This is a genomic window from Pectobacterium sp. HCp5_1 (assembly GCF_032905925.1).
Classification (GTDB): domain Bacteria; phylum Pseudomonadota; class Gammaproteobacteria; order Enterobacterales; family Enterobacteriaceae; genus Pectobacterium; species Pectobacterium brasiliense_A.
Genome location: NZ_JAUMIO010000001.1, coordinates 269,078 through 296,032 on the forward strand (window position 1 = coordinate 269,078; position 26,955 = coordinate 296,032).

Sequence of the window (26,955 nt, forward strand, 5' to 3'; positions counted from 1 at the left end):
ATCCAGAGTGGCTCATAAGAGAGAAATGTCTATTTCTGACGCATAAAAAAACGCTTACTGCGTCGTGGCAGAAACAGTAAAACAATCACCAGAAGATCTGGGATCTTTTGCAGCAGGAGCTGATGCAGCACGGCAGCGTTGTTTTCTCCTGAGATATGGAATATCGCCGGCATAAATTCACTCAGCGATGCCAGCAGCAGGTAACACACCACGACGGCCTGACAGACCACATAACCCCATCGCCCCCAGTTCACTCCGGCCAAAACGGCAAAACCACAGCGAATTTCAACACCGACGACAACCAGCGACAGCAGTAGCACCAGTGTTGAATCCCAGGCTTCTGCATTGCTGCCAATCCAGCCGCTCAAATCGCTGAAACCTAGCTCCCAGACAAGCAGCAAAATCCCCAAAACGCGGGTAGCAATAATCGCAATCCCCGCCACCATCACAGGCACCGGGGCATAAACTTTGCGTTGTGTTATTTCCTTCTTCATATACAGAATTTCAACGCTCTCCCTTCATGCGGTATTTACCCGCCAAAAATACAGCATCAATATAACGTCTGATGCCAATATAAAACTTGATAGTCATACAAAACTTGATTGCCATACAAAACAGCAACGCCCCCATACTCTGGCGGCGTTGCTGGTCATCTTCGCTAGGCTAACAAATTAGGGTGAGAGATCGAATCAGCCGCGTCTCGCTTTTTGCATATCGCGATAACGCTGCTTTTCTGCCCTCGCCATAAACCACCAGGCGATAAACCCAATAATACCAACGACTAACAATATCAGGGAAGCCAATGCGTTAATTTGTGGATTAACGCCCATTCTGACGCTGGAGAACACCAGCATTGGCAGCGTTGTCGAGCCAGGCCCTGCCACGAAGCTGGCGATAACCAGATCGTCCAGCGACAGCGTAAACGCCAGCAGCCAGCCGGAAAGCAGCGCAGGAGCAATCATCGGCACTGTGATAATGAAGAACACCTTGAGCGGGTTCGCTCCCAGATCCATCGCCGCTTCTTCAATCGAACGATCAAGCTCACGCAGTCGCGCACTGATCACCACGGTGACATACGCGGTACAGAACGTAACGTGTGCCAGCCAGATGGTGAGCATTCCTCTTTCCGCTGGCCAGCCAATCGCATGCCCTAATGCCACAAAGAGCAACAGCAGCGACAGGCCGGTAATCACATCTGGCATAACCAGCGGCGCTGTCAGCATAAAGGCAAACCCATTGGAACCGCGGAAACGGCCAAAACGTACCATGACCACGGCGGCGATCGTGCCAAGAATCACAGCCATCGTGGCCGAGGCGGCAGCAATCGTCAGGCTCAGGAGCACCGCGCTGATCATCGCCGTATTGTGGAACAGTTCGACGTACCAACGTGCCGACCAGCCAGCCCATACGGTCACCAGCTTGGAGCTGTTGAACGAGTAGATCACCAGCATCAGCATCGGCGCATAGAGGAACGTAAAGCACAATACCAAAATCACAATACGCCACGGTGAGCGAACAACAGGTAAATTATTCACGCCTCACCCTCCGCCGTTTTGCTCTGATGTTTGTGGAACCAGATAATCGGCATAATCAACAGCAACAGCATGACGACGGCAACGGCAGATGCCACTGGCCAATCGCGGTTATTGAAGAATTCCTGCCACAGAATACGGCCAATCATGATGCTGTCCGGCCCGCCGAGCAGTTCTGGAATCACGTACTCTCCCACTGCAGGGATAAAGACCAGCATCGAGCCCGCAATGATTCCCCCTTTCGTTAAGGGGACGATCACGCTGAAGAAGGTTTTCAGCGGTCGCGCTCCGAGATCCAACGACGCTTCCACTAACGAATAGTCCAGACGCATCAGCGCGGTATAGATCGGCAGCACCATAAACGGCAGATAGGAATACACGACGCCGATATACACCGCCAAATTGGTATGCAGAATAACCAGCGGTTCATCGATCACGCCCAGCCACAGCAGGAAGTTATTCAGGATACCGTTATTTTTCAGAATCCCCATCCAGGCATAGACGCGAATCAGGAATGACGTCCACGACGGAAGAATCACCAGCAACAACAGGATATTACGCGTTGACGGTTTACTGTGCGCCACTGCCCAGGCCAGCGGGTAACCGATAAGCAGGCAGCACAGCGTCGACACGGCAGCAACCTGAAGCGATTGCATATAGGCATCGAAATACAGCGGATCGTCCAACAAATGCAGGTAGTTCCCAAGGTTCAGGGAAATATCCAGCTTGCCGTCCAGCCACGAGACCAGATCGGTATACGGCGGGATCGCCCGCGCCATCTCTGCAAGACTGATTTTGAACACGATCAGGAACGGCAGCATGAACAGCAGCAGCAGCCACAGATATGGCAGCGCGATGACCAGCTTACGCCCGTGTTTTTGACGCCAGCGCGCCATCAGTACACGGAGCCAGAGTCTGGCCTTGCCCGGTGGTTCCGCCGTGTTATGTTCGGGAAATAAAGTCATGACATTCTTCCTCGCTACACCGTCAGAACCACACAGCTATCGGCATCCCAACACAGCCGAACCTCATCTCCCCAGGTCGGTGTGCCTTTGCGATAGCGGTAGGCATTTTGTAACTGCGCGCTGATGATTTGCCCGCTATTAAGCCTGACGTGGTAAATCGACAGGTCGCCCAGATAGGCGATATGCACCACTTCCCCTACCGCGAAGTTACAACCGTCGGCCGGAACGTCTTCGCACAGCATGATTTTCTCAGGACGCAACGCGATGTAGACCGGAACGCCATCGACCACCGAGACATCCGAATCCACCTTCAGCGGATGCACGAGTCCAGGGCTTTTGATGATCAGCGCATCGTCCTGACGTTCCTGCAAGATCCCTTCAAACATATTGACTGAGCCGATGAACTCCGCGCTGAAACGCGTGTTCGGATGCTCATAAATCTCTTCCGGCTCGCCAATTTGTACGAACTTACCGCGATTCATAATGGCAATACGGCCTGCCATCGTCATGGCTTCTTCCTGATCGTGCGTTACCATCACGCAGGTCGCGCCCACACGCTCCAGAATATCGACGACTTCAAGCTGCATGCGGTCGCGCAATTTTTTGTCCAGCGCGCCCATCGGTTCGTCAAGCAGCAGCAGTTTAGGGCGCTTCGCCAGACTACGAGCCAGCGCAACACGCTGGCGTTGACCGCCAGAAAGCTGATGCGGTTTACGATTGGCGAACTCTTGCATGTGCACCAGCGACAACATCTCTTCCACACGATCTTTGATTTCTGCACGCGGCAGTTTGTCCTGTTTCAGACCAAACGCGATATTCTTTTCCACCGTCATGTGTGGGAACAGCGCGTAAGACTGGAACATCATATTGATGGGACGCTGGTAAGGCGGCACCAATGATAAATCCTGACCATCCAGAAAAATCTGCCCCTGCGTGGGGAGCTCAAAACCTGCCAGCATACGCAGCAGCGTGGATTTCCCACAGCCGGATGCCCCCAGCAGCGCAAAAATTTCGCCTTTATAAATAGTCAGACTGACATCATCAACGGCGGCCTGACCGTCGAACGACTTCGTCAGGTTACGCACTTCCAGCAGCGGTGTGGCTGCTTTTTGAGGTTTTGATTGAGGGCGGGGGATCGCGTCATTCACTTCGCATTGCTCTCCGGCAAAAGCAGAACAAGCCACACCGCAGATGCCGCCATTCGGCGCTTTTTGCATTCAGCAGTGTGACACAAAATAGAGCGCGAACAGGCGGATTATCCGCCTGTTCTTTGCCACGTTTTATACCCATCCATCAGGTTGCCGCAACCAGCAACCGTCAAGCGCGTGGGTTACGATTCAGATCCAAGAGGCTACTTGCCGCTTTTAACCTTAGTCCATGCACGCGTACGTGTACGGTCAATCTGAGGAGATTGCACCTTAAGCGTAAACAGTTTGGCACGCACATCCGCCGGCGGATAAACGCCCGGGTTATTACGAATCTCGGCGTTCACCAACGGCAAGGAGGCCAGATTACCGCTCGCGTAATACACATGGTTACTGATTCCCGCCATCACTTCCGGCTTCATCAGGTAATCCAGAAACGCATAGGCTTCATCCAGATTTTTAGCATCTTTTGGAATAGCGAGGACATCAAAGAATGCCAACGCGCCTTCTTTCGGAATGCTGTACTGGATATTCACCCCGTTCTTCGCTTCTTTCGCACGGTTTCCTGCCTGCAGGATATCGCCCGCCCAGCCGACTGCGACGCAGATATCGCCGTTTGCCAGGTCGTTGATGTACTGCGATGAATGGAAGTAGCGAATGCTCGGACGCAGTTTCAGCAGCAGGTCGGTCGCGGACGTGGTGTAATCACCCGGTTTCGTGCTGTTTGGATCTTTACCCTGATAGTTCAGCACGGTTGCAAAGATCTCTTCCGGTGCATCCAGGAAGGAGACGCCGCAGCTTTTCAGCTTTTCCAGGTTCTCCGGCTTCAGAACCAGATCCCAGCTGTCAACCGGTGCATCGGCACCCAGCGCGGCTTTGACTTTCTCAACGTTATAGCCGATGCCCGTGGTCGCCCACAGGTAAGGCAGGGCATATTTATTCTCTGGATCGTGCTGCGCAATCAGCTTCATCAGATCAGGATCCAGATTTTTGTAATTCGGTAACTTGCTCTTGTCTAATGGCTGAAAAACTCCCGCAGAGAGCTGGCGCTCCAGGAAGCTGGCAGAAGGTACCACCAGATCAAAACCCGTGCTGCCCGCCATGAGCTTGCCTTCCAACACTTCGTTGGAATCAAACACGTCATAGACGACTTTAATGCCGGTTTCTTTCTGGAAATTGGCTAACGTGTCCGGCGCGATATAGTCGGACCAGTTATAAACATGCAGCGTTTTCTCTTCCGCAGATGCGGTGACGGACGCGGCCATCAGCAAGCCGGTAACAACACCCGATAGCCATTTTTTACGTTGGGTGAACATCCGTTCCTTCCTCCATTCAAGGGGGTGATTCGTGGGAGTAGTATGTATCGTTCCGATACAAAATATGTCCTGCCGCGCTCTCCAATCGGTGAATGAGTATGCACCGATTTTTATTCGCCCAGACACACACATAGCCCTGATTCCGCTGTCTGTGTCTTACAGGAATAAAGCATAACCCCACAACATCGTGTGCACCATACTTGAACGTAAAAAATGGGTTTTAACGATTATTTATTCACATTTTATCGATGTGATGAAGGCGTTTAGCGGCAAACAAAGAGAAATATCTGGCAATAATGCGAAATAACCAGAATAAATGGCGGTAAAAGAAAAATAAGTAAAACCAATTGCTGCCGTTGGCAGCAACCGTATCAATGCAGATGAGAGGTGGTGACTCTGGCAGCAGAGCCCTCTTCTTCCTCGCCGATAAACAGCAGATTATTAGCGCCGGCCTCAAGGATCACCATTGAGATTTGTTCTTCGGACTGCTGCATGAAATGTCGGAATTGTTCCAGCGTCATACCAGCGGCCACGCTGAATGACTGGCAGACAATCAGTTTCGGCAGATTATCATCCTGAACGTCGATAAACGCCTTGACGGTCAACGAGCTGGCATTGATTTGGCTCAGATCGCCAACCAGAGGAATCAACGCGCTGGGCTTCACTTCGGCAAGAGCAGAAAACAGAATCACGTTATCTACCAGATCAACTTTCGCATCGAACACGCCATCAAAATTTTGCATATGAGGAAGATGGAGCGCCTGACAGGAATCACATTCGAAATACAGAATGTTCAGTTGATCCAGCCACCGCCGTAGCATAGCCAAATCCGGGACGATGAGTGAATCCATCATGTTTGCCTCATACCTGCCGCCGTACAGACAGCGTTGTTGAAAAGAAAACACCGTTTACACAGAAGCGATGTTAAAACAGAAACAGCCTTAAAAACGGCACATAGCTTACGGAATATTGCGCGACGATGCCATGATAAAAGCGCCACGCCACCCGCTTTCCTCGTTCCGCGGCACGTGACGTACCGGATAGCGCCGCTGGCTGGTGCTTACACGCCAAAATAAGGAACGCCGTATTTTACGGCGCGGTCCCTGTTTCAGAAAGCTAACTTTTGCTTATTGTTGCCGATATTGCGAAGCGCCTCTGGGTATTTTGCTCAATAAACTCAATCATCATGCCGGCAATATCGAGTCCGGTCGTCGTTTCAATCCCTTCCAGCCCCGGCGAGGCGTTGACTTCCATCACCAGCGGCCCTCGATCGGCACGCAATATATCAACGCCCGCGACATTCAACCCCAGCGTTTTTGTCGCCTTGATAGCAATCGCACGCTCCTGCGCCGTAATTTTCACTTTATTCGCCGACCCGCCGCGATGCAGGTTTGAACGGAATTCCCCCGCTTTCGCCTGTCGCTCAATCGCCGCAACAACGCGGTTGCCGATCACAAAACAGCGGATATCTTTCCCCTGCGCTTCATGCACGTATTCCTGCACCAGAATGTGCGCATTCAGCCCGCGAAAGGCATCAATCACGCTTTCGGCCGCCTGTCGCGTCTCGGCCAATACCACACCAATTCCCTGCGTGCCCTCCACCAGCTTTACAACCAGCGGCGCACCACCCACCATCGCAATCAGATCGCCGGTATCATCCGGCGAGTGAGCAAATCCGGTGATCGGCAGGTCAATCCCCTCACGAGCAAGCAGTTGCAATGAATGCAGTTTGTCGCGGGCGCGAATGATGGCGACTGAATTATTCAGCGGGTAGCTGCCCAGCATTTCAAACTGGCGCAATACCGCCGTACCATAAAACGTGATCTGTGAACCGATACGCGGAATAACCGCATCAAATTTATCCAGCCGACGCCCGCGGTAATGCACCGATGGCGCCGCCGAATTGATATTCATGTAGCAGGAAAGCGGGTCGATAATCTCAACGCTGTGTTGGCGCGCCTCAGCCGCTTCACGCAGACGTTTGCAGGAATATAACGCCCCATCACGAGACAGAATGGCTATCTTCATAAATATCCTACGGATACTAACGTATCGCCCATCCTTGTTGATGTAAGTAGTCCAGCATGAATGGACGTAACTCTTTTTTCAGCGTCCGTTCCACGTGCTCGCTCCAGCTTTCACGACGACTACCGGTACGTTGCAGATAATATTCCACCATCTGCTGGTCGTATTGCGCCAGCACATCGCGGTCGAGCGGCTGATAGACATTTTCATGCAGCATCATCGCAGTTGGCATGCGCGGTTTCAGCATGGGGTCCGCGTCAGGGTGCCCCAGACACAGACCAAACAACGGCAGAACCAACGTTGGCAGTTGCAACAGCTGCGTCACGTCAGCGATTCGATTGCGGATCCCGCCGATAAATACCCCACCCAACCCCAGCGATTCGGCGGCAATCAGTGCATTCTGCGCCATGAGCGCGGTATCGACGCAGCCAATCAGCAATTGCTCAGCCAGCCCGGTTTCTGCCTGTGGGAAGATCGCCACATGGCGGTGGAAATCGGCACAAAAGACCCAAAATTCTGCCGCCTGTGCCACATAGCCTTGCTCGCCAGTATAGTGAACGAGCGTTTCGCGCACCGCAGGATCGGTAATACGGATAATTGAGCTGCATTGTAAAAAACTGGAGCTGGACGCACTTTGTGCGGCGGTAATGATGGCGTCGCGTTGCTCATCCGTTATGGCCTGAGACGTAAACGCACGAATAGAACGGTGGCGCTGTAGCAAATCAATCGTTGGTGTCACACTGGCATCCTTCAGTCGGTAAAGTACATCTCATAGGCAGCTTGAAGTATGACGAAATTATATCGTAGCTCGGGCGGAATCTGCATTACCCCACCACCTAATAGCTTCAGCAAATCGTTGTAACAGGTAATGACTACTTTTTTTCATCAATGAATGCGGGCATAGTATTGATAAATTTCGGTATAGTGACGCGATTCGCAGTAACCTCATTAACCGTAACATTTTTAGCCGTGACCTCGTCTGTAATAGGCGTCACGCTATACGTTTCAAGAATGAGAACATTTTCTAATTTTACAAAGGAGTTTACATGTTCGCTGTAATTTTCGGGCGCCCCGCTTGCCCTTATTGTGTACGTGCGAAAGAACTGGCAGAGAAATTGGCCGAGCAACGTGATGACTTCAGCTTCCGCTATGTAGACATTCACGCAGAAGGCATTTCGAAAGAAGATTTGTCCAAGACGGTAGGAAAGCCGGTTGAAACCGTACCGCAGATTTTCCTGGATGAAAAACACATCGGCGGCTGCACCGATTTTGAAGCCTATGCTAAAGAGCATCTGGCTCTGTTCCAGTCATAATCATCACACTGGCAGAACACCTAGATCATCGAACTGCCAAAACAATAGCGCGGCGACAGTCCGCGCTTTTTTTATGGGTTCGAAACCGCGTCCGTCAACGAAGATAGCGTCGATACAGACGACGCAAACACAGCATGCCCAGCGCACCGAATACACACCAGAAAACCGCACTCATCACGTAGGCCAGCTCTTGCCAGAAAGAGCGCATAGGCGTACTCCACAGGTGTAGCACCAGCAAACACACGGGCATTGCCGCCAGTGCGCCAAACAATGGGTAAAGCAGGCGACCGCGCGCGGAAAGAAAACAGGCCACCATGCCGGGCAGCAGAAAAAGTAACATTCCTGGACTACCGTGTAGCCCATCACTCATCACAACCTCTGATACCTCAATCTTTTGACTCAGAAACACGACGGTGAACAATAAAAAACAGCAGGTCGCACCGACCCAGCCTTTATTTCTTGCCATAAATCGCCCCTTCTCAATATGCCTCCCAACCTGCATCAACCAGATACCGAAAATATGCGGCATGGTAAAAATGATTGGTGTATCTATTCCCCGATATGAAAACATGAGGCTTCGCTACGATTTATTCGACACGCAGGCTGTCCACAGAAAAAGACGATAACCCAGCGCATTTCTTCAACAGCGACACCACAATCATTAAATTAAACAATAATTACACTGAACAATTTTTATCGGATAAATTATACTGGACGAGGCTGATTCCTTTCAGCTGACGCGTATTGATACCGTCGCGGGAATTCATGCATTTCATGGCTAAATCTAGCCGCTATAATGAATAACATCAAGAACTTACTGGTAAACAACAAGTTACATTCCATGAATATAAACGTCGCTGATTTGTTAAATGGGAATTACATTCTACTTTTATTCGTGGTTCTTTCATTAGGACTCTGTCTGGGGAAATTGCGCCTCGGGCCAGTACAACTCGGTAATTCTATTGGAGTTTTAGTTGTTTCTTTATTACTCGGCCAACAGCATTTTTCGATTAATACCGAAGCGCTAAGCCTCGGCTTTATGTTATTTATTTTTTGCGTGGGCGTGGAAGCTGGGCCAAATTTCTTTTCTATTTTCTTCCGCGACGGAAAGAATTATTTCATGCTGGCGCTGGTGATGGTCGGCAGCGCCATGTTACTGGCGTTAGGCTTAGGAAAATTCTTTGGTTGGGGAATTGGCCTGACAGCGGGGATGCTGGCCGGGTCCATGACCTCAACGCCGGTGCTGGTCGGTGCGGGCGACACGCTGCGCAACACTGCCAGCTTGGGTAATCAGCTCGGTATTGAGCAAGATCACCTGAGTTTGGGCTACGCGCTGACGTATCTGGTCGGGCTGGTTAGCCTCATTTTTGGCGCACGCTACCTGCCCAAACTCCAGCATCAGGATTTGCCTACCAGCGCTCAGCAGATTGCCCGCGAGCGCGGATTAGACCCAGACAGCCAGAGAAAAGTGTACCTGCCCGTGATTCGCGCCTATCGCGTCGGGCCGGAATTGGTTGACTGGGCGGATGGCAAGAATCTGCGCGAGCTGGGGATTTATCGCCAGACTGGCTGCTACATCGAGCGCATCCGACGCAACGGGATCTTAGCCAGCCCCGACGGTGACGCCGTCTTGCAAATCGGCGATGAGATCGCCCTGGTCGGCTATCCCGACGCCCATTCTCGCCTGAACTCCAATTTTCGCGATGGCAAAGAGGTTTTCGACCGCGATTTGCTGGATATGCGCATCGTAACGGAAGAAATCGTCGTCAAGAACCACAATGCCGTCGGCAAACGCCTGAGCCAGTTGAAGCTGACCGATCACGGCTGTTTCCTCAACCGTATTGTCCGTAGCCAAATTGAAATGCCGATTGACGATAACGTCGTGCTGAATAAAGGCGATGTTTTGCAGGTCAGCGGTGACGCCCGCCGGGTCAAAAGTATTGCTGACAGAATCGGGTTCATTTCTATTCATAGCCAGGTCACCGACCTGCTGGCCTTCTGCGCCTTTTTCGTCATCGGCGTGATGGTCGGGCTGATCACCATCCAATTCAGCAACTTCACCTTTGGCATCGGTAACGCGGCTGGATTATTGTTCGCCGGTATCATGCTGGGGTTCCTGCGCGCCAACCACCCGACCTTCGGCTATATTCCGCAAGGCGCACTTAACATGGTCAAAGAATTCGGCCTGATGGTTTTTATGGCTGGCGTTGGCCTGAGTGCAGGTAGCACCATAAACAGCAGCCTGGGTGACGTTGGTATTCAGATGCTGGCTTCAGGGCTGATCGTGAGTCTGCTGCCGGTGGTGATTTGTTTTCTGTTTGGTGCGTATGTGCTGAAAATGAACCGTGCGCTGCTGTTTGGTGCCATGATGGGTGCACGAACCTGCGCCCCCGCGATGGAAATTATCAGCGATACGGCACGCAGTAACATCCCTGCGCTCGGCTATGCGGGTACCTATGCCATCGCTAACGTGTTACTCACTTTAGCGGGTTCACTTATCGTCGTTATCTGGCCTGAACTGCCCGGCTGAGAAAGTGTAAAAAAGCGTCAATATTATTTTCTCAAAGCCAGAACTTTTTCTTTGCCCTACAGTCTGAATAAGTGCCACTGCTTTTCTTTGATTCCCCTTATTGAGGAGCCCATCGTTCCCGCCTTTCAGGTTCAAGAACGATGGGCGTTTTCTTTTCCGCTTATACTCGTCATACTTCAAATTGCATGTGCGTTGGCTACGTTCAGTCACCCGAATCACTTACCTGTGTAAACTCATCGGGATGAAATGAGAGACATCCTGTCTCTCACCGAAGGTCAGCCGTTGGCTGGTCAAATTCGTTCCCGACGAATTTGTCCTTCGCTTGCCGCCTTCCTGAAATTTGAATTATTTAGAGTATACCTCTTCCCTATTCCCCGATATCCCCACATCCGCTATCACATTCATTTCATTTTTTGTTATTTAAATAACAAAAATTAATTCCATTGTTATTTTTGTGACATAAAAATCATTGAGTGTCATAATCACGCTATCTGATTTCTTATCTCCACCTCCAAGGATTTACCATGACTGACTACGCACGCTATATCGACCACACTCTGTTGGCAGCCAATGCCACCGAACAGCAAATCGTTACCCTGTGCGATGAAGCGATCGCTCACCGTTTTTATGCCGTCTGTGTTAACTCAGGTTACGTACCTCTCGTGGCCGAAAAGCTGAAAGGCACTGAAGTACAGGTATGTTCTGTTATCGGTTTCCCTCTTGGTGCAGGCCTGACATCCAGCAAAGCTTTTGAAGCGAAAGCGGCAATTGATGCCGGTGCGCAGGAAATCGATATGGTGATTAACGTCGGCTGGCTGAAAAGCGGGAATGTTGCCGCCGTCAAAGCGGACATTCAGGCCGTGCGTGAGGTTTGCGCCGCTATACCGTTGAAGGTAATATTGGAAACCTGTCTGCTTGATGACGAACAGATTGTCCTGGTGTGTGAAATGTGTCGTCAGTTAGATGTCGCGTTCGTCAAAACGTCTACCGGTTTCAGCACCGGCGGCGCACGCGAAGAACACGTTCGACTGATGCGTAGCACCGTCGGCAGCGACATGGGTGTCAAAGCATCCGGCGCGGTTCGCGATCGCCAAACGGCACAGCGTATGATTGAAGCAGGCGCCACACGTATCGGCACCAGTTCAGGCGTCGCTATCGTTTCGGGTGAAACGGCCGCAGCAGGAAACTACTAACAACAAAAATAGCTTACTAGCAGGGAATTTTATGGAAACGCGGCGCGACGAACGAATCGGCAGACTGGCTCAGGCATTAAAGAAAACCGATAAACTCCATCTTAAAGACGCCGCACAGCTACTCGGCGTGTCCGAGATGACCGTGCGCCGCGATCTGAATGCCGATTCCACCAGCGTCATGCTGCTCGGCGGCTACGTGGTTAGCGACCTGAAGAATAACGGTGTCACGAACTATTTTGTCTCCGACCAGCAGAGCAAGCACGTAAGAGAGAAGCAGGCTATCGGTACTGCGGCTGCTTATCTGGTGGAAGCAAACGATACCGTTTTTTTCGACTGTGGCACCACGATTCCTTTCATCATTGATGCCATTCCTGATGAGTTGCCCTTTACCGCGATTTGCTATTCCCTGAACACCTTTTTAGCACTACAGGAAAAAAAGGCGTGCAGAGTGATTTTGTGCGGCGGGGAATACCATCCAGATAACGCAATTTTTACCCCGCTCAACCAGCGAAGCGAGCTGGACAACGTCTGTCCGAACAAAGCCTTTATCTCTGCGGCGGGTATCGAACTGACTGCGGGTGCCACCTGCTTTAACTTTGCCGAACTGGGCATGAAGCAACGCGCGATGGCAACCGCACAGCGAATCATTCTAGTGGCGGACAGCAGCAAGTTCGGTCAGATTAAACGCGCCTGCATTGGCCCGATGACGCTGTTTGATACCGTCATTTCCGACAGCGCCCCGAGCGACACCTACTTACGCTATTTTTCCAACAACGGCATTCAGTTAATCCACCCCGGAAATTAGCCGAATAGCCCACCGAACCACTGCTGTACCTTCATCACCACCGTATCCCAGAGGCGGCTAAAGAAACCGGCCTCGGGGATATCATCCATCGCGACCAGTTCACGCTGTCCGATGCTTTTACCGTCCAGTTGGAAGTCGATAGTGCCGACAACCTGATTTTTGGTCAGTGGTGCGGCAAGCTGCGGCTGATTTAGCGTAAAGCTGGCTTTCAGGTTCTTCATTTGCCCTTTCGGGATGGTCAGCGCAGCATCCTGTGCGACGCCGAGTCGAGCCTCTTTCTCAGTACCAAACCAGACCCGCTGCGTAGTAAAAGGCGCATCAGTCTTGATAGGCGTTACCGTTTCGAAAAAGCGAAAGCCCCAGGTGAGCAGTTTCTCACTTTCACGGAAGCGAATGGCATCCGTTTGCGCCCCTAGCACCACGGAAATCAAGCGCATATTGCCCTCGGTGGCCGAGGCCACCAGATTGTGCCCCGCTCCGTTGGTGTGGCCGGTTTTCACACCGTCCACATTCAGGTTAGTGCTCCACAGCAGACGGTTACGGTTAGGCTGGCGAATGTTATTGAAGGTGAACTCTTTTTCCTTGTGCAACGCATATTCTTCCGGCACATCGCGAATCAGCGCCTGCCCTAACAGCGCCATATCACGTGCGGTACTGTACTGCCCCGGCGCATCGAGACCGTGCACGGTCCGAAAATTCGTATTCGTCAGGTTAAGTGCCTTCGCATAATTGTTCATCAGGCTAACGAACGCATCCTGACTACCCGCGACGTAATCCGCCAGCGCGATGCTGGCATCATTGCCGGACTGAATGACAATACCTTTATTTAACTCAGAAACGGGGATGCGGTCGCCCGGCTTAAGAAACATCAGCGACGAGCCACGCAGCGCCGGATTGCCGGTTGCCCAGGCATCTTTTCCGACTGTCACTTCATCCGTCGGACGAATTTTACCGGATTTGATCGCCTGCCCAATCACATAGCTCGCCATAATTTTTGTCAGACTGGCAGGATCAAGACGCTCATCAGCATTGCTTTCCGCCAGCACTTTACCGCTGTGGTGATCAATCAGGATATAGGCTTTGGCATCAATCTGCGGCACCGCTGGCAACTGTTCCGCATAGGTGAATGGCACTAAACCAACAAGCAATACCGTACCTACAGAGAAAGACGTGAGTCTGGTCAGGAAAGGAGTTGTTTTCATGAGTTCGCCGCGATATCCATCAGTCGTTAAAAATTCTTAATTTTCAATATGTTTTGAAAACTTTAGTAACACACAAAGGTAACGCGTCATCTCTGGGATGAAAACCGTTCCTTCTGTAAAGATAGTCAAAGAAATGAAAGATTCTAAAAAAATGCAGATAAAAAAAGGACTTAGGAGAAATTAAGGAATATCTGAAAATGCAGACGGCAGGACTACCAGAAAAATAGCGGATAGCACGAGGGACATAACAGCGTAGCTTCCCTCGTGCCAGTGATGGACATTCCCTTAGCGGCGTTCGCGCTTATCTGCACGTTTTGACAGCCAGTCACCCAGCGTTTGTACCACCTGTACCAGAATAACCAGCGCAATAACGGTAATCACCATCACCTCGGTTTCATAGCGGTAATAGCCGAAGCGGATCGCCAAATCCCCCACCCCGCCGCCGCCGACAATGCCTGCCATCGCCGAATAGCCAATGAGACTCACTAGCGTGATTGTCAGGCCACGCAATAGTCCCGCTTTCGCCTCTGGCAACAGCACCGTGCCAATAATACGCATCGGGCTGGCTCCAAATGCTTCGGCCGCTTCCACGATACCGGGGTCGATTTCACGCAGCGCGCTATCCACCAAACGTGCATAAAACGCGATCGCCGCAACCGACATCGGCACCGCCGCCGCTACAGGCCCAATCGTATTGCCTAAGAGACACTGCGTCAGCGGTAGCAGTAAGACCAGCAGAATCACGAAAGGAATAGAACGGATGATATTCACCAGTACCGTACCAAACAGATAAACGGCGCGGTTTTGCCAGAACAGATTCCTGTCGGTGACGTAAATCAGCAGCCCCAACGGTAAACCGCCAATCACGGCAAGCAGCGTGGAGATCCCTACCATCTGGAACGTTTCGCCAAACGCCGCGACCAGATCGATCCATAAATCAGCCATGTAGCACCTCCACGTTCGCCGTTCTTACCTGAATATGCGCCACGGCTTCGGTCACTTTTTCGGGGTCGGATGGATGAGTCAGTAGCGCGACGAGAATGCCTAGCGCACGATTACCAATGTATTCGATCTTGCCGTGCAGAATGTTAACGGACACGCCAAAGCGCATCGCCACGTCCGACAGCACGGGTTGCTCCGCCGATTCGCCAACGAACAGAATCTTCAGTAGTGTGCCCTGTAAATCCACCAACAAGCGAGGCGGCAATGCAAGATCGAGCGTGTGGGATACCAGTTGACGGGTAAACGCGTGCTGTGGCGTCGCAAAGATATCGAAAACATCACCCTCTTCTACAACCTGCCCGCCCGTCATTACCGCCACGCGATCGCACACGGCCTTAATCACGCTCATCTCATGAGAAATCAGCACGATAGTAATGCCCAGTGTCTCGTTAATCTCTTTCAGCAGCGCCAGAATAGCGGCTGAAGTTTCCAGGTCGAGTGCCGACGTTGGCTCATCGCACAGCAATACTTCGGGATCGTTAGCAATGGCTCTGGCGATACCTACACGCTGTTTCTGTCCGCCGCTGAGCTGCGCAGGATAAGACGACGCTTTATCCGTCAGCCCCACCACGTGCAGTATTTCCGGCACGCGCACCGCGATATCCGCACTGGATTTCCCAGCGGCTTTCAGGCTGAACGCCACGTTTTCCGCCACGGTACGCGTCTGCATCAGGTTGAAATGCTGAAAGATCATGCCAATTTTCTGGCGCTCTTCCCGCAGCGGCTGCCCCGCTAATTCGCTGATGAGCACGCCATTGACGAGCACGCGACCCGCAGTCGGTCGCTGCAAGAGATTAATGGTCCGCAGCAGCGTGCTTTTCCCCGCGCCGCTGGTGCCGACAATCCCGTAGACCTCGCCCCGTTGGATGTGCAACGACACGTTGTCTACCGCGCGGTTTTCTGGTTGCTTCCCTTGTGAGAAGTCAACGCTTACCCCTTCTAGCTGAATCATTATCCGCAAACTCCTGGCCTGAGCGGAAAAGAAGAAAGCCGGTCATAGACCGGCCAAAAGATATTCTGTGTAGCCTAAAACTTACTGTGCGGGCGCTGGCGTTTTCGCCTGCATCCATTCTGGTTTCTGGAACTGGCTATACATCAACGCCGGATCGTTGATCACCGCAGCATACGCCGGTGATTCCACAATCGCTTTGGTATCTTTAACAAATGGCTTATCGAGATCGTCGGTACGCACGGCAATAATATTTTTCAGGTTCTCATCCAGCGTTTCCAGCTTGATAGCCGATGACAATTTCATTCCGGACGCCAGCGCAAAATTACCGTTCACCAGCGATGCCGTCACGCTATCCAGCGTGCGGGGTAACTGCGCCGCTTCCATCGGTTTGAAGACCAAGCCGCGCGGGTTTTCAAGAATATCTTTCTCAGATGCTTTGGTCGGATCGATATCAGCTTTGATCGTAACCAGCCCTATCGATTGCAGAAAACGCAGACCGCGCGCCAGATTGGTGGCATCGTTAGAGAGCGTGACCACGTCTCCTTTTTTCAGCTCATCCAGCGATTTGATTTTCTTCGAGTAGAAGCCCATGCTGGCTGTCGGTACGGTAATCAGCGGGGAGATTTTTAACCCTTTATCGGCAGCGAATTTTTCCAGATACAGCGTATGCTGGAAGAGGTTGGCATCAATGCTGCCGTTGGCCAGCGCCAGATTGGGCTGAACGTAATCGCTGAATTCACGCACGACGACCTTGTAGCCTTTTTTCACCAGCTCAGGTTTGATGGCCAGATTCACCATGTCACCATACGGCCCGGGTGCTACGCCAAACGTGATCGTCTGTGGATCGCTGCTGGCCAGCGCCAGTTGCATACCGGCGGCAAGTAGTGTGATGCCCAGCGCGGCACGAACAGAATGCGTCAATGTCATTGTGTAACTTTCCTGTCTGAATGTAACTTGCTGTCATTATTAAGAATGACGAGTTAAATCATAAAGACTAAAAAGGCATATCATTATTTCTCATCAACTGTCGCGGATAACCGGGGCAGGCTTCACGAAGAAAGGGGCAACTATGATAACGATTTGGGGTCGTGATAACTCGACCAACGTAAAGAAAGTCCTGTGGTGTGCGGAAGAACTTGCGCTGCCTTATCAGCATATTGTGGCAGGCGGACAATTCGGTCTTAACCATGAAGCCGACTATCTGGCGATGAATCCTAATGGCCTCATCCCCTGTTTACGTGACGACGATCTGGTGCTGTGGGAATCCAATACCATCGTACGTTATCTGGCGGCACAGTATGGTCAGGACTCGCTGTATCTTGCCGATCCGGGCAAGCGTGCCAGTGCCGAAAAATGGATGGACTGGGCAACCTCTCTCGCCGTCTCCTTCGGGCCGGTGTTCATTAATATCGTGCGTACGCCACCGGAAAAACGCGATACCGCCTTGGTACAGAAAGGCATCGCCGAATGCGAACGTTTGTTTGATATTGTGGATACCGTTCTGGCTAATCAGCCGTGGCTATCCGGCGATCAATTCGGCGTTGGCGATATTCCGCTAGGCTGTATTGCTTACGGCTGGCTGAATATGCCGATTGAACAACAGTCGCATCCTCATCTGGAACGCTGGTATCAGCAACTCACCGAGCGCCCGGCGTATCAGAAGCACGTCATGATTCCACTGTCTTAAGTGAAACAGGCACCGTAAGGTGCCTGATTTATTAATCCAGCCCGACTTTCAGCAATTTGCCATTGTCGTGATCGGTCAGCAGATAGAGATAGCCGTCTGGCCCCAGTCTTACGTCGCGGATGCGTTCACCGCGGCCGCCCAGCAAGCGTTCTTGGGACGCGACTTTGTCGCCATCAAGCGTCAGCCGAATCAGGTTCTTCTCTGCCAGCGCGCCGATAAAGACTGAGTTTCTCCACTGCGGGAAACGGTCGCTGTTATAGAAGGCCATTCCACTGATGCCCGGTGATTTCTCCCAATAAAAATCGGGATTCACCATACCGGCGATTTCTTTTCCTTTCGCTTCTGGAATCTTCAGCCCGGAATAGTTAATGCCATGCGTTGCAATTGGCCAGCCATAATTTTCGCCCGCTTTGGGAATGTTAATTTCATCACCGCCTTTCGGGCCATGTTCATTTTCCCACAGCACGCCAGACCACGGATTAATCGCCAATCCCTGCGGGTTGCGATGTCCATAAGACCAGATTTCCGGTCGTGCGTTAGGCGTATTCACAAACGGGTTATCAGCCGGTACTTTCCCCTCCGCGGTCAGGCGAACAATTTTGCCCTGTAATTTATCCAGATCTTGTGCAGTCGGGCGTTCGTTGTTTTCGCCTAGTGCGATAAACAGATGCCCTTGTCGATCAAAGGCCAGCTTGCCGCCGAAGTGGTTACCCGTCGACAGCTTCGGTTCCTGACGGAAGAAGACCGTGAAATTCTCTAACCGCTTATTATCCTCGGAGAGTTTGCCATAGCCGACAGCGGTCCCCGCTTTACCCTCGCTCCCTTCTTCGGCAAAGCTCAGGTAGATACGTCGATTCTGTGCAAAGTCCGGCGATAGCGCGACCTCCAGCAATCCGCCCTGTGATTTAGCAAAGACCTTCGGTACGCCGGCTATTGGCGCAGACAGCGCGCTGCCCGCTTTCCATAAGCGCAAATTCCCGGCGCGTTCCGTAATCAGAATTCCCTGCTCTTCCGGCAAAAACGCTAATGACCACGGATGATCCAGCTTATCCTGCAATTCCGTCACTTTCGGTTCCGCCGCCAAGAGCTGGCTGGAAAACAGCAGCGTTGCGCTAAGCAGCAGCCAATGTGGGGCAGCAGAAAATCGTCGTAACAGGGGATGTGAAGCAGAATTGCGAGGCATCAGGCGATAGGGCATAGCGTTGTCTCCATCCAACAAAAGTCCTGTAAATTTAGGCGGCAGGCCGTGTTTGTGCAAAAAAACGTGGCAAGGTTTACATTTATTGAAGAAATCGCTCATTAGAAGCGTCATCTCCACAGCGATAAAATGCTGAGTTTTACACCACTGACTATAAGGATAATCAACTATGGTGTAGAATCCTCCGGTTTTTATTTTCTGTTTATTTTGTGAGCGAATAATATGCAACAACCACGTATCGGCTTTGTTTCCCTCGGTTGCCCGAAAAACCTCGTCGACTCCGAGAGGATTCTGACCGAACTGCGTACTGAAGGTTATCAGGTCGTCCCACGTTATGACGACGCTGAGCTGGTGATCGTCAATACCTGTGGTTTTATTGACAGCGCCGTACAAGAGTCGCTGGAGGCCATCGGCGAAGCGCTGAATGAGAACGGTAAAGTCATCGTAACGGGCTGTTTGGGTGCCAAAGAAAATCAAATACGCGAAGTGCATCCAAAAGTTCTGGAAATTACCGGTCCGCACAGCTACGAGCAGGTGCTGTCGCACGTACATCAATACGTCCCGAAACCGACGCATAACCCGTTTACCAGTTTAGTTCCCGAGCAGGGAGTCAAGCTCACGCCGCGCCATTACGCCTACCTGAAAATTTCAGAGGGCTGTAACCACCGCTGTACGTTCTGCATCATCCCTTCTATGCGTGGCGATTTGGACAGCCGTCCAATCGGCTCGGTGTTGGATGAAGCAAAACGTCTGGTTGATGCCGGGGTAAAAGAGCTGCTGGTAATTTCTCAGGATACCTCAGCGTACGGCGCAGATGTGAAGCAACGTACCGGTTTTTGGAACGGGCAACCAGTCAAAACCAGCATGGTCAGCCTGTGTGAGCAACTGGCATCGCTCGGCGTGTGGGTGCGCCTGCACTATGTCTACCCGTATCCGCACGTAGACGATGTGATCCCGTTAATGGCAGAAGGCAAAATCCTGCCTTATCTGGACATTCCGCTTCAGCACGCCAGCCCGAAAATTCTCAAGCTGATGAAACGCCCTGGCGCAGTAGAAAGAACGCTGGAGCGCATTAAGCGCTGGCGCGAAATCTGCCCTGACTTAACGCTGCGTTCTACCTTTATTGTCGGCTTCCCCGGCGAAACGGAAGAAGATTTCCAGATGCTGCTCGACTTCCTGACAGAAGCCAAGCTTGACCGCGTGGGCTGCTTTAAATTCAGCCCGGTCGAAGGTGCTGCGGCAAATGAATTGCCGGATCAGGTGCCGGAAGAGATCAAAGAAGCGCGTTTCCACCGCTTCATGCAGCTTCAACAGGCGATTTCTACCCAGCGTTTGCAGGATAAAATTGGCCGTGAAGTGCTGGTGCTGATCGATGAAATCGACGAAGAAGGCGCGATTGGCCGCAGCATGGCCGATGCCCCTGAGATTGACGGCGCGGTTTACCTGAACGGCGAAACTGGCGTGAAAGTCGGTGACATCGTTAAAGTGAAAGTTGAACACGCAGACGAGTACGATCTGTGGGGTAGCCGAGTTTAATACTCCTGTCACGCCAGCTTTTCTGCCCGAAAGGCTGGCGTTTTATTTTTACGCCATCTCGTCCCGAACGCTGAAAATTCAATCAATAAACCGCCCGTTCCTCGCCTTCGTCTTGCGTCCCCCTGTCAGGTAAAGTAGCCTTGGGGGCATGATTAGTCTACTCGCCTTACCTGAGGCATAAGCATGTGGAAACGCCTGACATTCGGTTTGTTAGCCCTCATTGGCGTGCTGCTGCTCTCTGCTTTTGCCCTCGATCGTTGGATCAGCTGGAAAACCGCGCCCTTTATTTACGATGAGCTTCAGACCTTGCCGAAACGTCAGGTCGGCGTCGTATTAGGGACCGCGAAATACTACCGTACCGGCGTAATCAATCAGTATTACCTGTTCCGTATGCAAGGGACGATTAACGCTTACAACAGCGGTAAAGTCAGCTATCTGCTATTAAGCGGTGATAACGCGCTACAAAGTTACAATGAACCGATGACGATGCGTCGCGATTTGATCGCCGCAGGCGTTCCACCTTCGGATATCGTGCTGGATTATGCGGGGTTCCGTACGCTGGATTCTATCGTCAGAACGCGCAAAGTGTTTGATACCAACGATTTCACCATCATCACTCAGCGTTTCCACTGTGAACGTGCGCTATTCATCGCGCTGCACCTGGGTATTCAGGCACAGTGTTACGCCGTGTCCTCCCCGAAAAACATGATGACCGTGCGAGTTCGTGAATTTGGCGCTCGTTTGGGCGCGCTGTTCGATCTGTATATCCTGAAACGCGAGCCGCGCTTTTTAGGGCCGCAGGTGCCGATTCCTGCTGAACATACTATCCCAGAGGATGCTCCAGATTATCCTGCCGTCCTGCCTGAACAGGTGATTCCTGCGCCAGCGCATCAGGCTAAACCGGAGCAACCGGCAAAAACCGAGCCCGAATCCGAACCTCACCACGAGCAGGCCGCGCCGTAGCGTCTTTCTCTACGCCGTTTTCCCTATCGCATTAGTGAGCGTGCGCCATAACCATTCGAGTGGTCCCTGACGAAAATAGCGCAGCCAGTAGTGAGAGAAAACCAGATTGACGATCCAAATAGCAGGAACCAGTGCCAGCAGTTGCAGACGGCTAAACGCCATAAACAGGCCAAGCTGATTAAACAATGCGACGCAAATCAGCGTTTGCAGCAAATAGTTGGTTAACGCCATGCGCCCGACATCTGTAATCCAGTAGGTGATGCGCGATTGGCACAGCGTGGTCCAGAAGCCATAGCACAGCGCCAGATACCCTATCGCCTGCAAAGGTGAACTCAGCTCGCGCGGAATCTGCAATAACAGCCCACTCCAGCGATATTCCCACTCCACCAGCCACTGCCCCACTACGCCAACGCTGTTAATGGCGATACCTAGCGGAATCAGCCACAGCGCAACCTTACGATAGTGTGCCGTGCTGAATTCACCTTTCAGCCAGCCGCTGCGCATCAAGCCAGCCCCCAGCAGCATCGACCCCGCCAGCAGCCAGCCGTACTGCACGCCCAGCGACAACAGACTTTCCGTTAGCAGGTCGACACGATTCCCCCACGCTTCCGGCCCGCCTAACGCCCGCCAGTAGGCTTCATAGGCGATATCCGCCATGCCCGGCAGCCAAAAACGTCCCGGTTGCAGGCTCAGAATCTGGCTCAACACAAACAGCACGCCGATGCCCACCAGATACAGAACCGCCCCCGTCCGCATTAGCAACCGGCTGCTTTCCGCATGACGAATCATGCCGTAACACACGAGTCCAATCAGCGCATAGTCGAGTAAAATGTCGCCATCCCACAGGAAAATGGCATGAATCAGACCGATGATCATCAACCAGAACAGGCGTGCATGTACCCAGCGTTTTCCCCGCGACAGCAGCAGCTGTAACCCTGCGCCAAAAAGAAGAGAAAACAGCGTCAGAAATTTCGCCTGCGCAAGCAAATCCATCGCCGCCCAGGTTAAGACATCAGACAGCGTGGGTTCCCCTTGCCAGGCGGGATTCAGGTAGGCCGCATGCGGTAAACCAAACGCCGTAATATTCAGCAGTAAAATGCCCAAGATGGCGACGCCGCGGGCAAAATCCAGCGTGGCTATCCGTGAAGGTGGCCGCGAAGGTGGCGAATGAAGTGACGGTATAGAGTGAGAAGGCATACAAATTACATTTTCAAATCATCGAAGTAGCGATTGTATGCAGATACAGAGAAAAAGCGAAGATGCTTACTGATTTGACGATGACAAAGCGTATTTTCTTCATCATCGTCAATAAGAAGGCTTAATTGTGGTGACGTACCGCGCGCAAGAATTCCTGACGCGTATTTTGGCTGGATTTAAACAGACCACCGAGCGATGTTGTGGTCGTGGCACTGGTCGCATCACGGATGCCGCGCGCCTTCACGCAGTAGTGCACCGCATCAATCGAGACCGCGACGTTGTTGGTTCCCAACAGCGTTTGTAGCGCAACCAGAATCTGCTGCGTTAAGCGTTCCTGCACCTGAGGGCGCTGAGAGAAAAACTGGACGATTCGGTTGAGCTTCGACAAGCCGATGACGCCGTCTTTCGGAATATACGCCACCGTTGCTTTCCCATCGATCGTCACGAAATGGTGTTCACAGGTGCTGGTCAACGTGATATCCCGCACGGTAACCATTTCATCGACCTTCATTTTGTTTTCAATGATGGTGATTTTGGGGAAGTTGGCGTAGTCCAAACCGGAGAATATTTCATCAACGTACATTTTGGCGATACGCGTCGGTGTTTCAGCCAGGCTGTCATCGCTCAGATCGAGGCTCAGCAAATTCATAATTTCCGTCATATGCTCGGCAATACGTTGCTTACGCGTATCCCGATCCAACAACGCCCCGCGCAGCGGCGTTTCCAGACCGCGTGCCAACAGCGCTTCGTGCACCATAACGGCTTCTTTACTTAGTGATGACATTATTATTCTCCTGCAGGTGTAACTATGCCTATCGCACGGCCCTGATCAGACCCTAGCGCCGTCAACACTCTAGTTGAGAGAGTCACGATTATCCAGCGATTGTATGTCATGATTGTTGAAATAGATTCAAGTTATCAAGCGTGCCGGATGTCCCCATGTGCAGTAACAAGGTTGAATCATATGCACAAAAAAACGTCTATTCAGCCGTAACTATTCAGTGATAAACAAAAAAGTCAGTGATAAACAAAAAAGCACCGGGAAATTATCCCAGTGCTTTTAACGATAAATCACCTGATTTTTGCGGCTGTCAGCCCCCTGATACCGCGTGTTGTGGGGTTATCAGAAGGTTTCCCAGTTATCGTTAGCGTTACCTTTCTTACCACCAGCGGCAGCTAATAACATCGGTTTCTGCACTGCTGGCGCTTCCGCCAAACGCTGCTGAGAACGACGCGGGGCATCTGCGGCCGACAGCTGGAATACCGATACTGCTTCAGTTAACTGACGTGCCTGATCTTCCAGCGATGCCGCAGCGGCGGCTGATTCCTGTACCAGAGAGGCGTTCTGCTGTGTGACGCCATCCATCTCGGTAACAGCCTGACCAATCTGCGTAATACCACGGCTCTGCTCATCCGACGCCGAGGCAATTTCTCCCATCAGATCGTTCACCCGGGTAATCGCGGAAATGATGGAATCCATCGCTTCACCGGTTTGTGTAACCTGATTCGACCCCACGTTGATGCGTTCAACCGATTCCGTAATCAGGCTTTCAATTTCCTTCGCCGCCTGCGCACTGCGCTGCGCCAGATTGCGAACTTCGCCCGCTACCACCGCAAAGCCACGACCTTGTTCACCGGCTCTGGCGGCTTCTACCGCTGCGTTCAACGCCAGAATATTGGTCTGGAAGGCAATACCGTTAATGACGCTGGTGATGTCGGCAATTTTCTTCGAACTGGTCGTAATACTTGCCATCGTCGCCATCACATCAGCCGTGACGTCGCCACCTTTCTTCGCCGCAACAGAAGCGTCCTGCGCCAGCTTGGTCGCCTGATGAACGTTATCGGCATTCTGTTTCACCGTCGCACTCAGCTCTTCCATACTGGCAGCGGTCTGCTCCAGTGCGGCAGCCTGCTGCTCGGTACGTGCGGACAGATCGTTGTTACCGCTTTTGATTTCGCTCGAGCCCTGATGAATCGATGCAGAACTGTCACGGATGATGGAAACGGTATTAACCAGACTCCCCTGCATCTCTTTCAGGTAAGGGATCAGCTGTCCGGCACAGTTGCGGCCAAACTCTTCAAGCGGGTGACCAAGCTGTCCGGCTGCCAGTACCTGAAAATAGCCTTTGATCATATTCAACGGCTTGACCAGATAGTGAACCAGATAGCGATCCGTCAACAGCAGGATGAGCAGCCCAAGCACCGCCGCGCCCAGCAGGATATGATTACTCCAGCCAACCAGACCGTAGACCTCGCTCATTGACTCCTCTGACGAGGAAAGGATCGCCGCCTGGTATTTCTCCATATTGGCACCGAATGCCACGCTCAACGGCGGATAGGTTTTACGGAAAAGCTGACGGAACTCCTCCTGACGATTCTCACGCGCAGCGTTCAACATCGGCGTCAACCCGTTATCGAGTAACTGGGTCCATGCAGCGATCATATTGTCTGCGGTTTCTTTATCAACGCCAACATGTTCAATACGTTTAAATGCAGCCAGTTGATCTGACGTGATTTTAAATGCTGCGGTTGCAGCCGTGAAGACTTTCTCCGCATCGGCGACATCACCCGTTTGTTGGAAATCCATCGAGCGAACGACACGAGTAACCGTACGAAAATACTGGTCATTGCCTTTCACCAGCATCTCTACATTTTTACGCTGAGTTTCGCTGGACTCCAATAGTTTGGTCATGCTGCTTAATGAGGTGGTGGTAAAGAAAGACGCGCCCCCCCATACAACCAGAAACAGACCCAGTATTGTTAAAAGCATTGCCCTGATGGTGATATTTTTTAAAAAATTCACAGAAGACTCCTATAAATTATCTGGCGATTTTCCTCTGCGCTTTCTGCAAGATAGCCGCACATTTTTAATTGGAAATACGCCGAGTGTTACGTCATTTAATGAAGAGCAGAGGCTCTCATTAGTTAGAGTTATTTTCCTTTAATGACAAAAAGACACACTTCCTTACAATAACGATAAGATATTCCTACCATACATTAACATTATCGGCACTTTAGGCGGGCACTTTACGCCTTCTCATCAACAAATGCGATAAAAATGAAGAATTGCGATAGCTTCTGGCTATTGCTCCAATACAACAATTTATTTTCACATTTAACTGTTTATTTTAATTATCTATTTATTTTCGCGCTTCCGCTATTGCGTCAGGATAAAATACAGTTTTATTTTTCTGTGATTATTCTTATTTATCATTCTAGCTTATTTTCCAGAGGACAAAGCCTGTTCTTTGTATTAGTTGATTATGATGCTATTAATTCAGGCTGCTATCGCTTTATCTCTCTACGTATAAATATTAATCCTGATGATAATTACATCCGTCATTTTTATCATTCAGAGCACATCTCATCACGCTGGTTTACGTTACGTTCACATCAGTGTGGCGTAAGCCAGTTGCGAAATGCGCTGCTTGCCGCTACACTTCACAAAAAATGAATAATTAAACATCAGTTCATTACGAAAAGAGAAAGATATGGATTTGACCCAGCTCCGCATGTTCTGTCTCGTCGCCGAAACGGGCTCCGTGGCACGCGCCGCAGAGCAGCTTCATCGGGTACCCTCAAATCTGACCACGCGGCTGCGTCAGTTGGAACAAGAACTGGGCACCGATCTGTTTATCCGTGAGAAGCAGCGCCTGCGCCTGTCCCCTATTGGCCACAATTTCTTATGTTATGCACAGCGCATTCTGGCACTTAGTGAGGAGGCGATCAGCATGACACGCACGGGGGAACCCGCCGGTAATTTCGCGCTCGGTTCGATGGAAAGTACCGCGGCAACCCGTTTGCCTACGCTATTAGCGGCTTACCATCAGCGTTACCCCAATGTTTCGCTGTCCCTGAATACCGGTACATCCGGGGAAATCATTGAGCGCGTGCGCGCAGGAACATTAGCGGCAGCGTTAGTCGATGGCCCCGTTGTCTACGATGAGCTGAATGGCTGTTCGTGTTTTACGGAACGACTCGTGCTGATATCTGACACGACGCACGCGCCGATTACCCATGCGCGGGATGCCAGCCACGATACGCTGTTTGCCTTCCGCCCCAGTTGTTCCTATAGAAAGCGCCTTGAGAACTGGTTCCGGCAGGATGGCGTGGTGCCCGGCACGATCATGGAAATCCACTCATACCACGCCATGCTTGCCTGTGTAGCCAGCGGTGCCGGACTCGCCATGCTCCCGTATGCCGTCCTCGAATCACTGCCCGCAGGCACACGCGTTCAGGTGCATGAATTACCGTCCGACATCGCCGCCGCGTCCACCTGGCTTGTCTGGCGACGTGACGCCTTCGGCCCGAATGTCGAGGCGCTTAAAAAGCTCATTATTGAACAGGGCAGCATTATTGAACCACCCGCTCAGTCGGAATGAACCCATTATTTT

25 protein-coding genes are annotated in these 26,955 nt (G+C 51.7%); 8 read left to right on the forward strand and 17 right to left on the reverse strand.

The genetic code is table 11. The annotated features are described in order from the left end of the window. Window positions 1-29: 29 nt before the first annotated feature. The 8 genes from Q3A88_RS01225 to nfsA form a co-directional block, all read right to left on the reverse strand. Window positions 30-482, reverse strand: a complete 453-nt coding sequence (locus Q3A88_RS01225; RefSeq protein ID WP_180774687.1) for a YbjO family protein — start codon at window positions 480-482, stop codon at window positions 30-32. Window positions 483-689: 207 nt separating this feature from the next. Continuing rightward, entirely contained in the window at window positions 690-1,535 is an 846-nt protein-coding gene (potI, locus tag Q3A88_RS01230) for a putrescine ABC transporter permease PotI (RefSeq protein WP_010277277.1), read from the reverse strand. Next, the gene (potH, locus tag Q3A88_RS01235; RefSeq protein WP_010277280.1) at window positions 1,532-2,497 is read right to left on the reverse strand and encodes a putrescine ABC transporter permease PotH; all 966 of its coding nucleotides are present in this window, start codon (window positions 2,495-2,497) and stop codon (window positions 1,532-1,534) included. Before potH ends, potI begins: the two co-directional genes overlap by 4 nt. A gap of 14 nt (window positions 2,498-2,511) precedes the next feature. Next, complete coding sequence (gene potG / locus Q3A88_RS01240) at window positions 2,512-3,645, reverse strand: putrescine ABC transporter ATP-binding subunit PotG (RefSeq protein WP_039275501.1); 1,134 nt, start codon at window positions 3,643-3,645, stop codon at window positions 2,512-2,514. Window positions 3,646-3,848: 203 nt separating this feature from the next. After that, on the reverse strand, window positions 3,849-4,958 hold the full coding sequence (gene potF, locus Q3A88_RS01245; RefSeq protein ID WP_014915052.1) for a spermidine/putrescine ABC transporter substrate-binding protein PotF: 1,110 nt from the start codon (window positions 4,956-4,958) through the stop codon (window positions 3,849-3,851). Between the two features lie 371 nt (window positions 4,959-5,329). Next, window positions 5,330-5,809 carry a YbjN domain-containing protein gene (locus Q3A88_RS01250; protein WP_039275494.1) on the reverse strand — a complete coding sequence of 160 codons (480 nt, stop codon included), beginning with the start codon at window positions 5,807-5,809 and terminating at the stop codon, window positions 5,330-5,332. A 265-nt stretch (window positions 5,810-6,074) separates the two neighbouring features. Further along, window positions 6,075-6,986 carry a 30S ribosomal protein S6--L-glutamate ligase gene (gene rimK / locus Q3A88_RS01255; RefSeq protein WP_039509099.1) on the reverse strand — a complete coding sequence of 304 codons (912 nt, stop codon included), beginning with the start codon at window positions 6,984-6,986 and terminating at the stop codon, window positions 6,075-6,077. Between the two features lie 16 nt (window positions 6,987-7,002). Then, window positions 7,003-7,722: an oxygen-insensitive NADPH nitroreductase gene (nfsA, locus tag Q3A88_RS01260; RefSeq protein ID WP_039514584.1), complete on the reverse strand. Its 720-nt coding sequence runs from the start codon at window positions 7,720-7,722 to the stop codon at window positions 7,003-7,005. 307 nt (window positions 7,723-8,029) lie between these two features. Between nfsA and Q3A88_RS01265 the strand changes: the two genes are divergently transcribed. Then, entirely contained in the window at window positions 8,030-8,296 is a 267-nt protein-coding gene (locus Q3A88_RS01265; protein WP_010277298.1) for a GrxA family glutaredoxin, read from the forward strand. A 94-nt stretch (window positions 8,297-8,390) separates the two neighbouring features. Here Q3A88_RS01265 and Q3A88_RS01270 read toward each other — a convergent pair whose 3' ends face one another. Further along, window positions 8,391-8,762, reverse strand: a complete 372-nt coding sequence (locus Q3A88_RS01270) for an inner membrane protein YbjM (protein WP_110163057.1) — start codon at window positions 8,760-8,762, stop codon at window positions 8,391-8,393. A 375-nt stretch (window positions 8,763-9,137) separates the two neighbouring features. Here Q3A88_RS01270 and Q3A88_RS01275 point away from each other — a divergent pair, with 375 nt between their 5' ends. From Q3A88_RS01275 to deoR, 3 genes are all read left to right on the forward strand, one after another. Then, window positions 9,138-10,826, forward strand: coding sequence for an aspartate:alanine antiporter (locus Q3A88_RS01275; protein WP_014915046.1), 1,689 nt, complete (start codon window positions 9,138-9,140; stop codon window positions 10,824-10,826). Window positions 10,827-11,350: 524 nt separating this feature from the next. Further along, window positions 11,351-12,019, forward strand: a complete 669-nt coding sequence (gene deoC / locus Q3A88_RS01280) for a deoxyribose-phosphate aldolase (RefSeq protein WP_039287051.1) — start codon at window positions 11,351-11,353, stop codon at window positions 12,017-12,019. A 31-nt stretch (window positions 12,020-12,050) separates the two neighbouring features. Then, window positions 12,051-12,824: a DNA-binding transcriptional repressor DeoR gene (gene deoR / locus Q3A88_RS01285; RefSeq protein WP_317177259.1), complete on the forward strand. Its 774-nt coding sequence runs from the start codon at window positions 12,051-12,053 to the stop codon at window positions 12,822-12,824. Here deoR and Q3A88_RS01290 read toward each other — a convergent pair. The 4 genes from Q3A88_RS01290 to Q3A88_RS01305 all read right to left on the reverse strand — a co-directional run bounded on the left by Q3A88_RS01290 (window position 12,821) and on the right by Q3A88_RS01305 (window position 16,907). After that, window positions 12,821-14,026 carry a serine hydrolase gene (locus tag Q3A88_RS01290; RefSeq protein WP_039514582.1) on the reverse strand — a complete coding sequence of 402 codons (1,206 nt, stop codon included), beginning with the start codon at window positions 14,024-14,026 and terminating at the stop codon, window positions 12,821-12,823. The genes deoR and Q3A88_RS01290 overlap by 4 nt on opposite strands. Window positions 14,027-14,311: 285 nt before the next feature. Next, a complete protein-coding gene (locus Q3A88_RS01295; protein WP_014915042.1) occupies window positions 14,312-14,971 on the reverse strand; it encodes a methionine ABC transporter permease in 660 nt (219 codons plus the stop codon). Next, window positions 14,964-15,980 (reverse strand): methionine ABC transporter ATP-binding protein, encoded by a 1,017-nt coding sequence (locus Q3A88_RS01300; RefSeq protein ID WP_317177260.1) that lies wholly within the window; start codon window positions 15,978-15,980, stop codon window positions 14,964-14,966. Before Q3A88_RS01300 ends, Q3A88_RS01295 begins: the two co-directional genes overlap by 8 nt. An 81-nt stretch (window positions 15,981-16,061) precedes the next feature. Continuing rightward, the gene (locus Q3A88_RS01305; protein ID WP_039287063.1) at window positions 16,062-16,907 is read right to left on the reverse strand and encodes a MetQ/NlpA family ABC transporter substrate-binding protein; all 846 of its coding nucleotides are present in this window, start codon (window positions 16,905-16,907) and stop codon (window positions 16,062-16,064) included. A gap of 142 nt (window positions 16,908-17,049) precedes the next feature. On the opposite strand from Q3A88_RS01305, the gene Q3A88_RS01310 reads away from it, so the two are divergent. Beyond that, on the forward strand, window positions 17,050-17,667 hold the full coding sequence (locus Q3A88_RS01310; RefSeq protein WP_104211901.1) for a glutathione S-transferase family protein: 618 nt from the start codon (window positions 17,050-17,052) through the stop codon (window positions 17,665-17,667). 31 nt (window positions 17,668-17,698) lie between these two features. On the opposite strand, the gene Q3A88_RS01315 is transcribed toward Q3A88_RS01310, so the two are convergent. Then, a complete protein-coding gene (locus tag Q3A88_RS01315; RefSeq protein WP_317177261.1) occupies window positions 17,699-18,865 on the reverse strand; it encodes a PQQ-dependent sugar dehydrogenase in 1,167 nt (388 codons plus the stop codon). 222 nt (window positions 18,866-19,087) lie between these two features. Here Q3A88_RS01315 and rimO point away from each other — a divergent pair, with 222 nt between their 5' ends. Further along, complete coding sequence (rimO, locus tag Q3A88_RS01320) at window positions 19,088-20,401, forward strand: 30S ribosomal protein S12 methylthiotransferase RimO (RefSeq protein WP_110164228.1); 1,314 nt, start codon at window positions 19,088-19,090, stop codon at window positions 20,399-20,401. A 183-nt stretch (window positions 20,402-20,584) separates the two neighbouring features. Beyond that, window positions 20,585-21,364 (forward strand): outer membrane permeability protein SanA, encoded by a 780-nt coding sequence (sanA, locus tag Q3A88_RS01325; RefSeq protein WP_317177262.1) that lies wholly within the window; start codon window positions 20,585-20,587, stop codon window positions 21,362-21,364. A 9-nt stretch (window positions 21,365-21,373) separates the two neighbouring features. On the opposite strand, the gene yeiB is transcribed toward sanA, so the two are convergent. The 3 genes from yeiB to Q3A88_RS01340 form a co-directional block, all read right to left on the reverse strand. Beyond that, window positions 21,374-22,561 (reverse strand): DUF418 domain-containing protein YeiB, encoded by a 1,188-nt coding sequence (yeiB, locus tag Q3A88_RS01330; protein ID WP_233989650.1) that lies wholly within the window; start codon window positions 22,559-22,561, stop codon window positions 21,374-21,376. Between the two features lie 121 nt (window positions 22,562-22,682). Continuing rightward, complete coding sequence (gene folE / locus Q3A88_RS01335; protein ID WP_005967317.1) at window positions 22,683-23,345, reverse strand: GTP cyclohydrolase I FolE; 663 nt, start codon at window positions 23,343-23,345, stop codon at window positions 22,683-22,685. Window positions 23,346-23,684: 339 nt separating this feature from the next. Next, window positions 23,685-25,364: a methyl-accepting chemotaxis protein gene (locus tag Q3A88_RS01340; RefSeq protein ID WP_317177263.1), complete on the reverse strand. Its 1,680-nt coding sequence runs from the start codon at window positions 25,362-25,364 to the stop codon at window positions 23,685-23,687. A gap of 688 nt (window positions 25,365-26,052) precedes the next feature. On the opposite strand from Q3A88_RS01340, the gene ptrR reads away from it, so the two are divergent. Continuing rightward, on the forward strand, window positions 26,053-26,943 hold the full coding sequence (ptrR, locus tag Q3A88_RS01345) for a putrescine utilization regulator PtrR (protein WP_040033805.1): 891 nt from the start codon (window positions 26,053-26,055) through the stop codon (window positions 26,941-26,943). Window positions 26,944-26,955 lie beyond the last annotated feature (12 nt).

Excerpts from the sequence above, each read along its gene's own strand:
- potH (WP_010277280.1), bottom strand. The coding sequence starts at position 2,497 with ATGACTTTATTTCCCGAACATAACACGGCGGAACCACCGGGCAAGGCC.
- potF (WP_014915052.1), bottom strand. The coding sequence starts at position 4,958 with ATGTTCACCCAACGTAAAAAATGGCTATCGGGTGTTGTTACCGGCTTG.
- Q3A88_RS01250 (WP_039275494.1), bottom strand. The coding sequence starts at position 5,809 with ATGGATTCACTCATCGTCCCGGATTTGGCTATGCTACGGCGGTGGCTG.
- rimK (WP_039509099.1), bottom strand. The coding sequence starts at position 6,986 with ATGAAGATAGCCATTCTGTCTCGTGATGGGGCGTTATATTCCTGCAAA.
- Q3A88_RS01265 (WP_010277298.1), top strand. The coding sequence starts at position 8,030 with ATGTTCGCTGTAATTTTCGGGCGCCCCGCTTGCCCTTATTGTGTACGT.
- Q3A88_RS01270 (WP_110163057.1), bottom strand. The coding sequence starts at position 8,762 with ATGGCAAGAAATAAAGGCTGGGTCGGTGCGACCTGCTGTTTTTTATTG.
- Q3A88_RS01275 (WP_014915046.1), top strand. The coding sequence starts at position 9,138 with ATGAATATAAACGTCGCTGATTTGTTAAATGGGAATTACATTCTACTT.
- deoC (WP_039287051.1), top strand. The coding sequence starts at position 11,351 with ATGACTGACTACGCACGCTATATCGACCACACTCTGTTGGCAGCCAAT.
- deoR (WP_317177259.1), top strand. The coding sequence starts at position 12,051 with ATGGAAACGCGGCGCGACGAACGAATCGGCAGACTGGCTCAGGCATTA.
- Q3A88_RS01290 (WP_039514582.1), bottom strand. The coding sequence starts at position 14,026 with ATGAAAACAACTCCTTTCCTGACCAGACTCACGTCTTTCTCTGTAGGT.
- Q3A88_RS01295 (WP_014915042.1), bottom strand. The coding sequence starts at position 14,971 with ATGGCTGATTTATGGATCGATCTGGTCGCGGCGTTTGGCGAAACGTTC.
- Q3A88_RS01300 (WP_317177260.1), bottom strand. The coding sequence starts at position 15,980 with ATGATTCAGCTAGAAGGGGTAAGCGTTGACTTCTCACAAGGGAAGCAA.
- Q3A88_RS01305 (WP_039287063.1), bottom strand. The coding sequence starts at position 16,907 with ATGACATTGACGCATTCTGTTCGTGCCGCGCTGGGCATCACACTACTT.
- Q3A88_RS01310 (WP_104211901.1), top strand. The coding sequence starts at position 17,050 with ATGATAACGATTTGGGGTCGTGATAACTCGACCAACGTAAAGAAAGTC.
- Q3A88_RS01315 (WP_317177261.1), bottom strand. The coding sequence starts at position 18,865 with ATGCCCTATCGCCTGATGCCTCGCAATTCTGCTTCACATCCCCTGTTA.
- rimO (WP_110164228.1), top strand. The coding sequence starts at position 19,088 with ATGCAACAACCACGTATCGGCTTTGTTTCCCTCGGTTGCCCGAAAAAC.
- sanA (WP_317177262.1), top strand. The coding sequence starts at position 20,585 with ATGTGGAAACGCCTGACATTCGGTTTGTTAGCCCTCATTGGCGTGCTG.
- yeiB (WP_233989650.1), bottom strand. The coding sequence starts at position 22,561 with ATGCCTTCTCACTCTATACCGTCACTTCATTCGCCACCTTCGCGGCCA.
- folE (WP_005967317.1), bottom strand. The coding sequence starts at position 23,345 with ATGTCATCACTAAGTAAAGAAGCCGTTATGGTGCACGAAGCGCTGTTG.
- ptrR (WP_040033805.1), top strand. The coding sequence starts at position 26,053 with ATGGATTTGACCCAGCTCCGCATGTTCTGTCTCGTCGCCGAAACGGGC.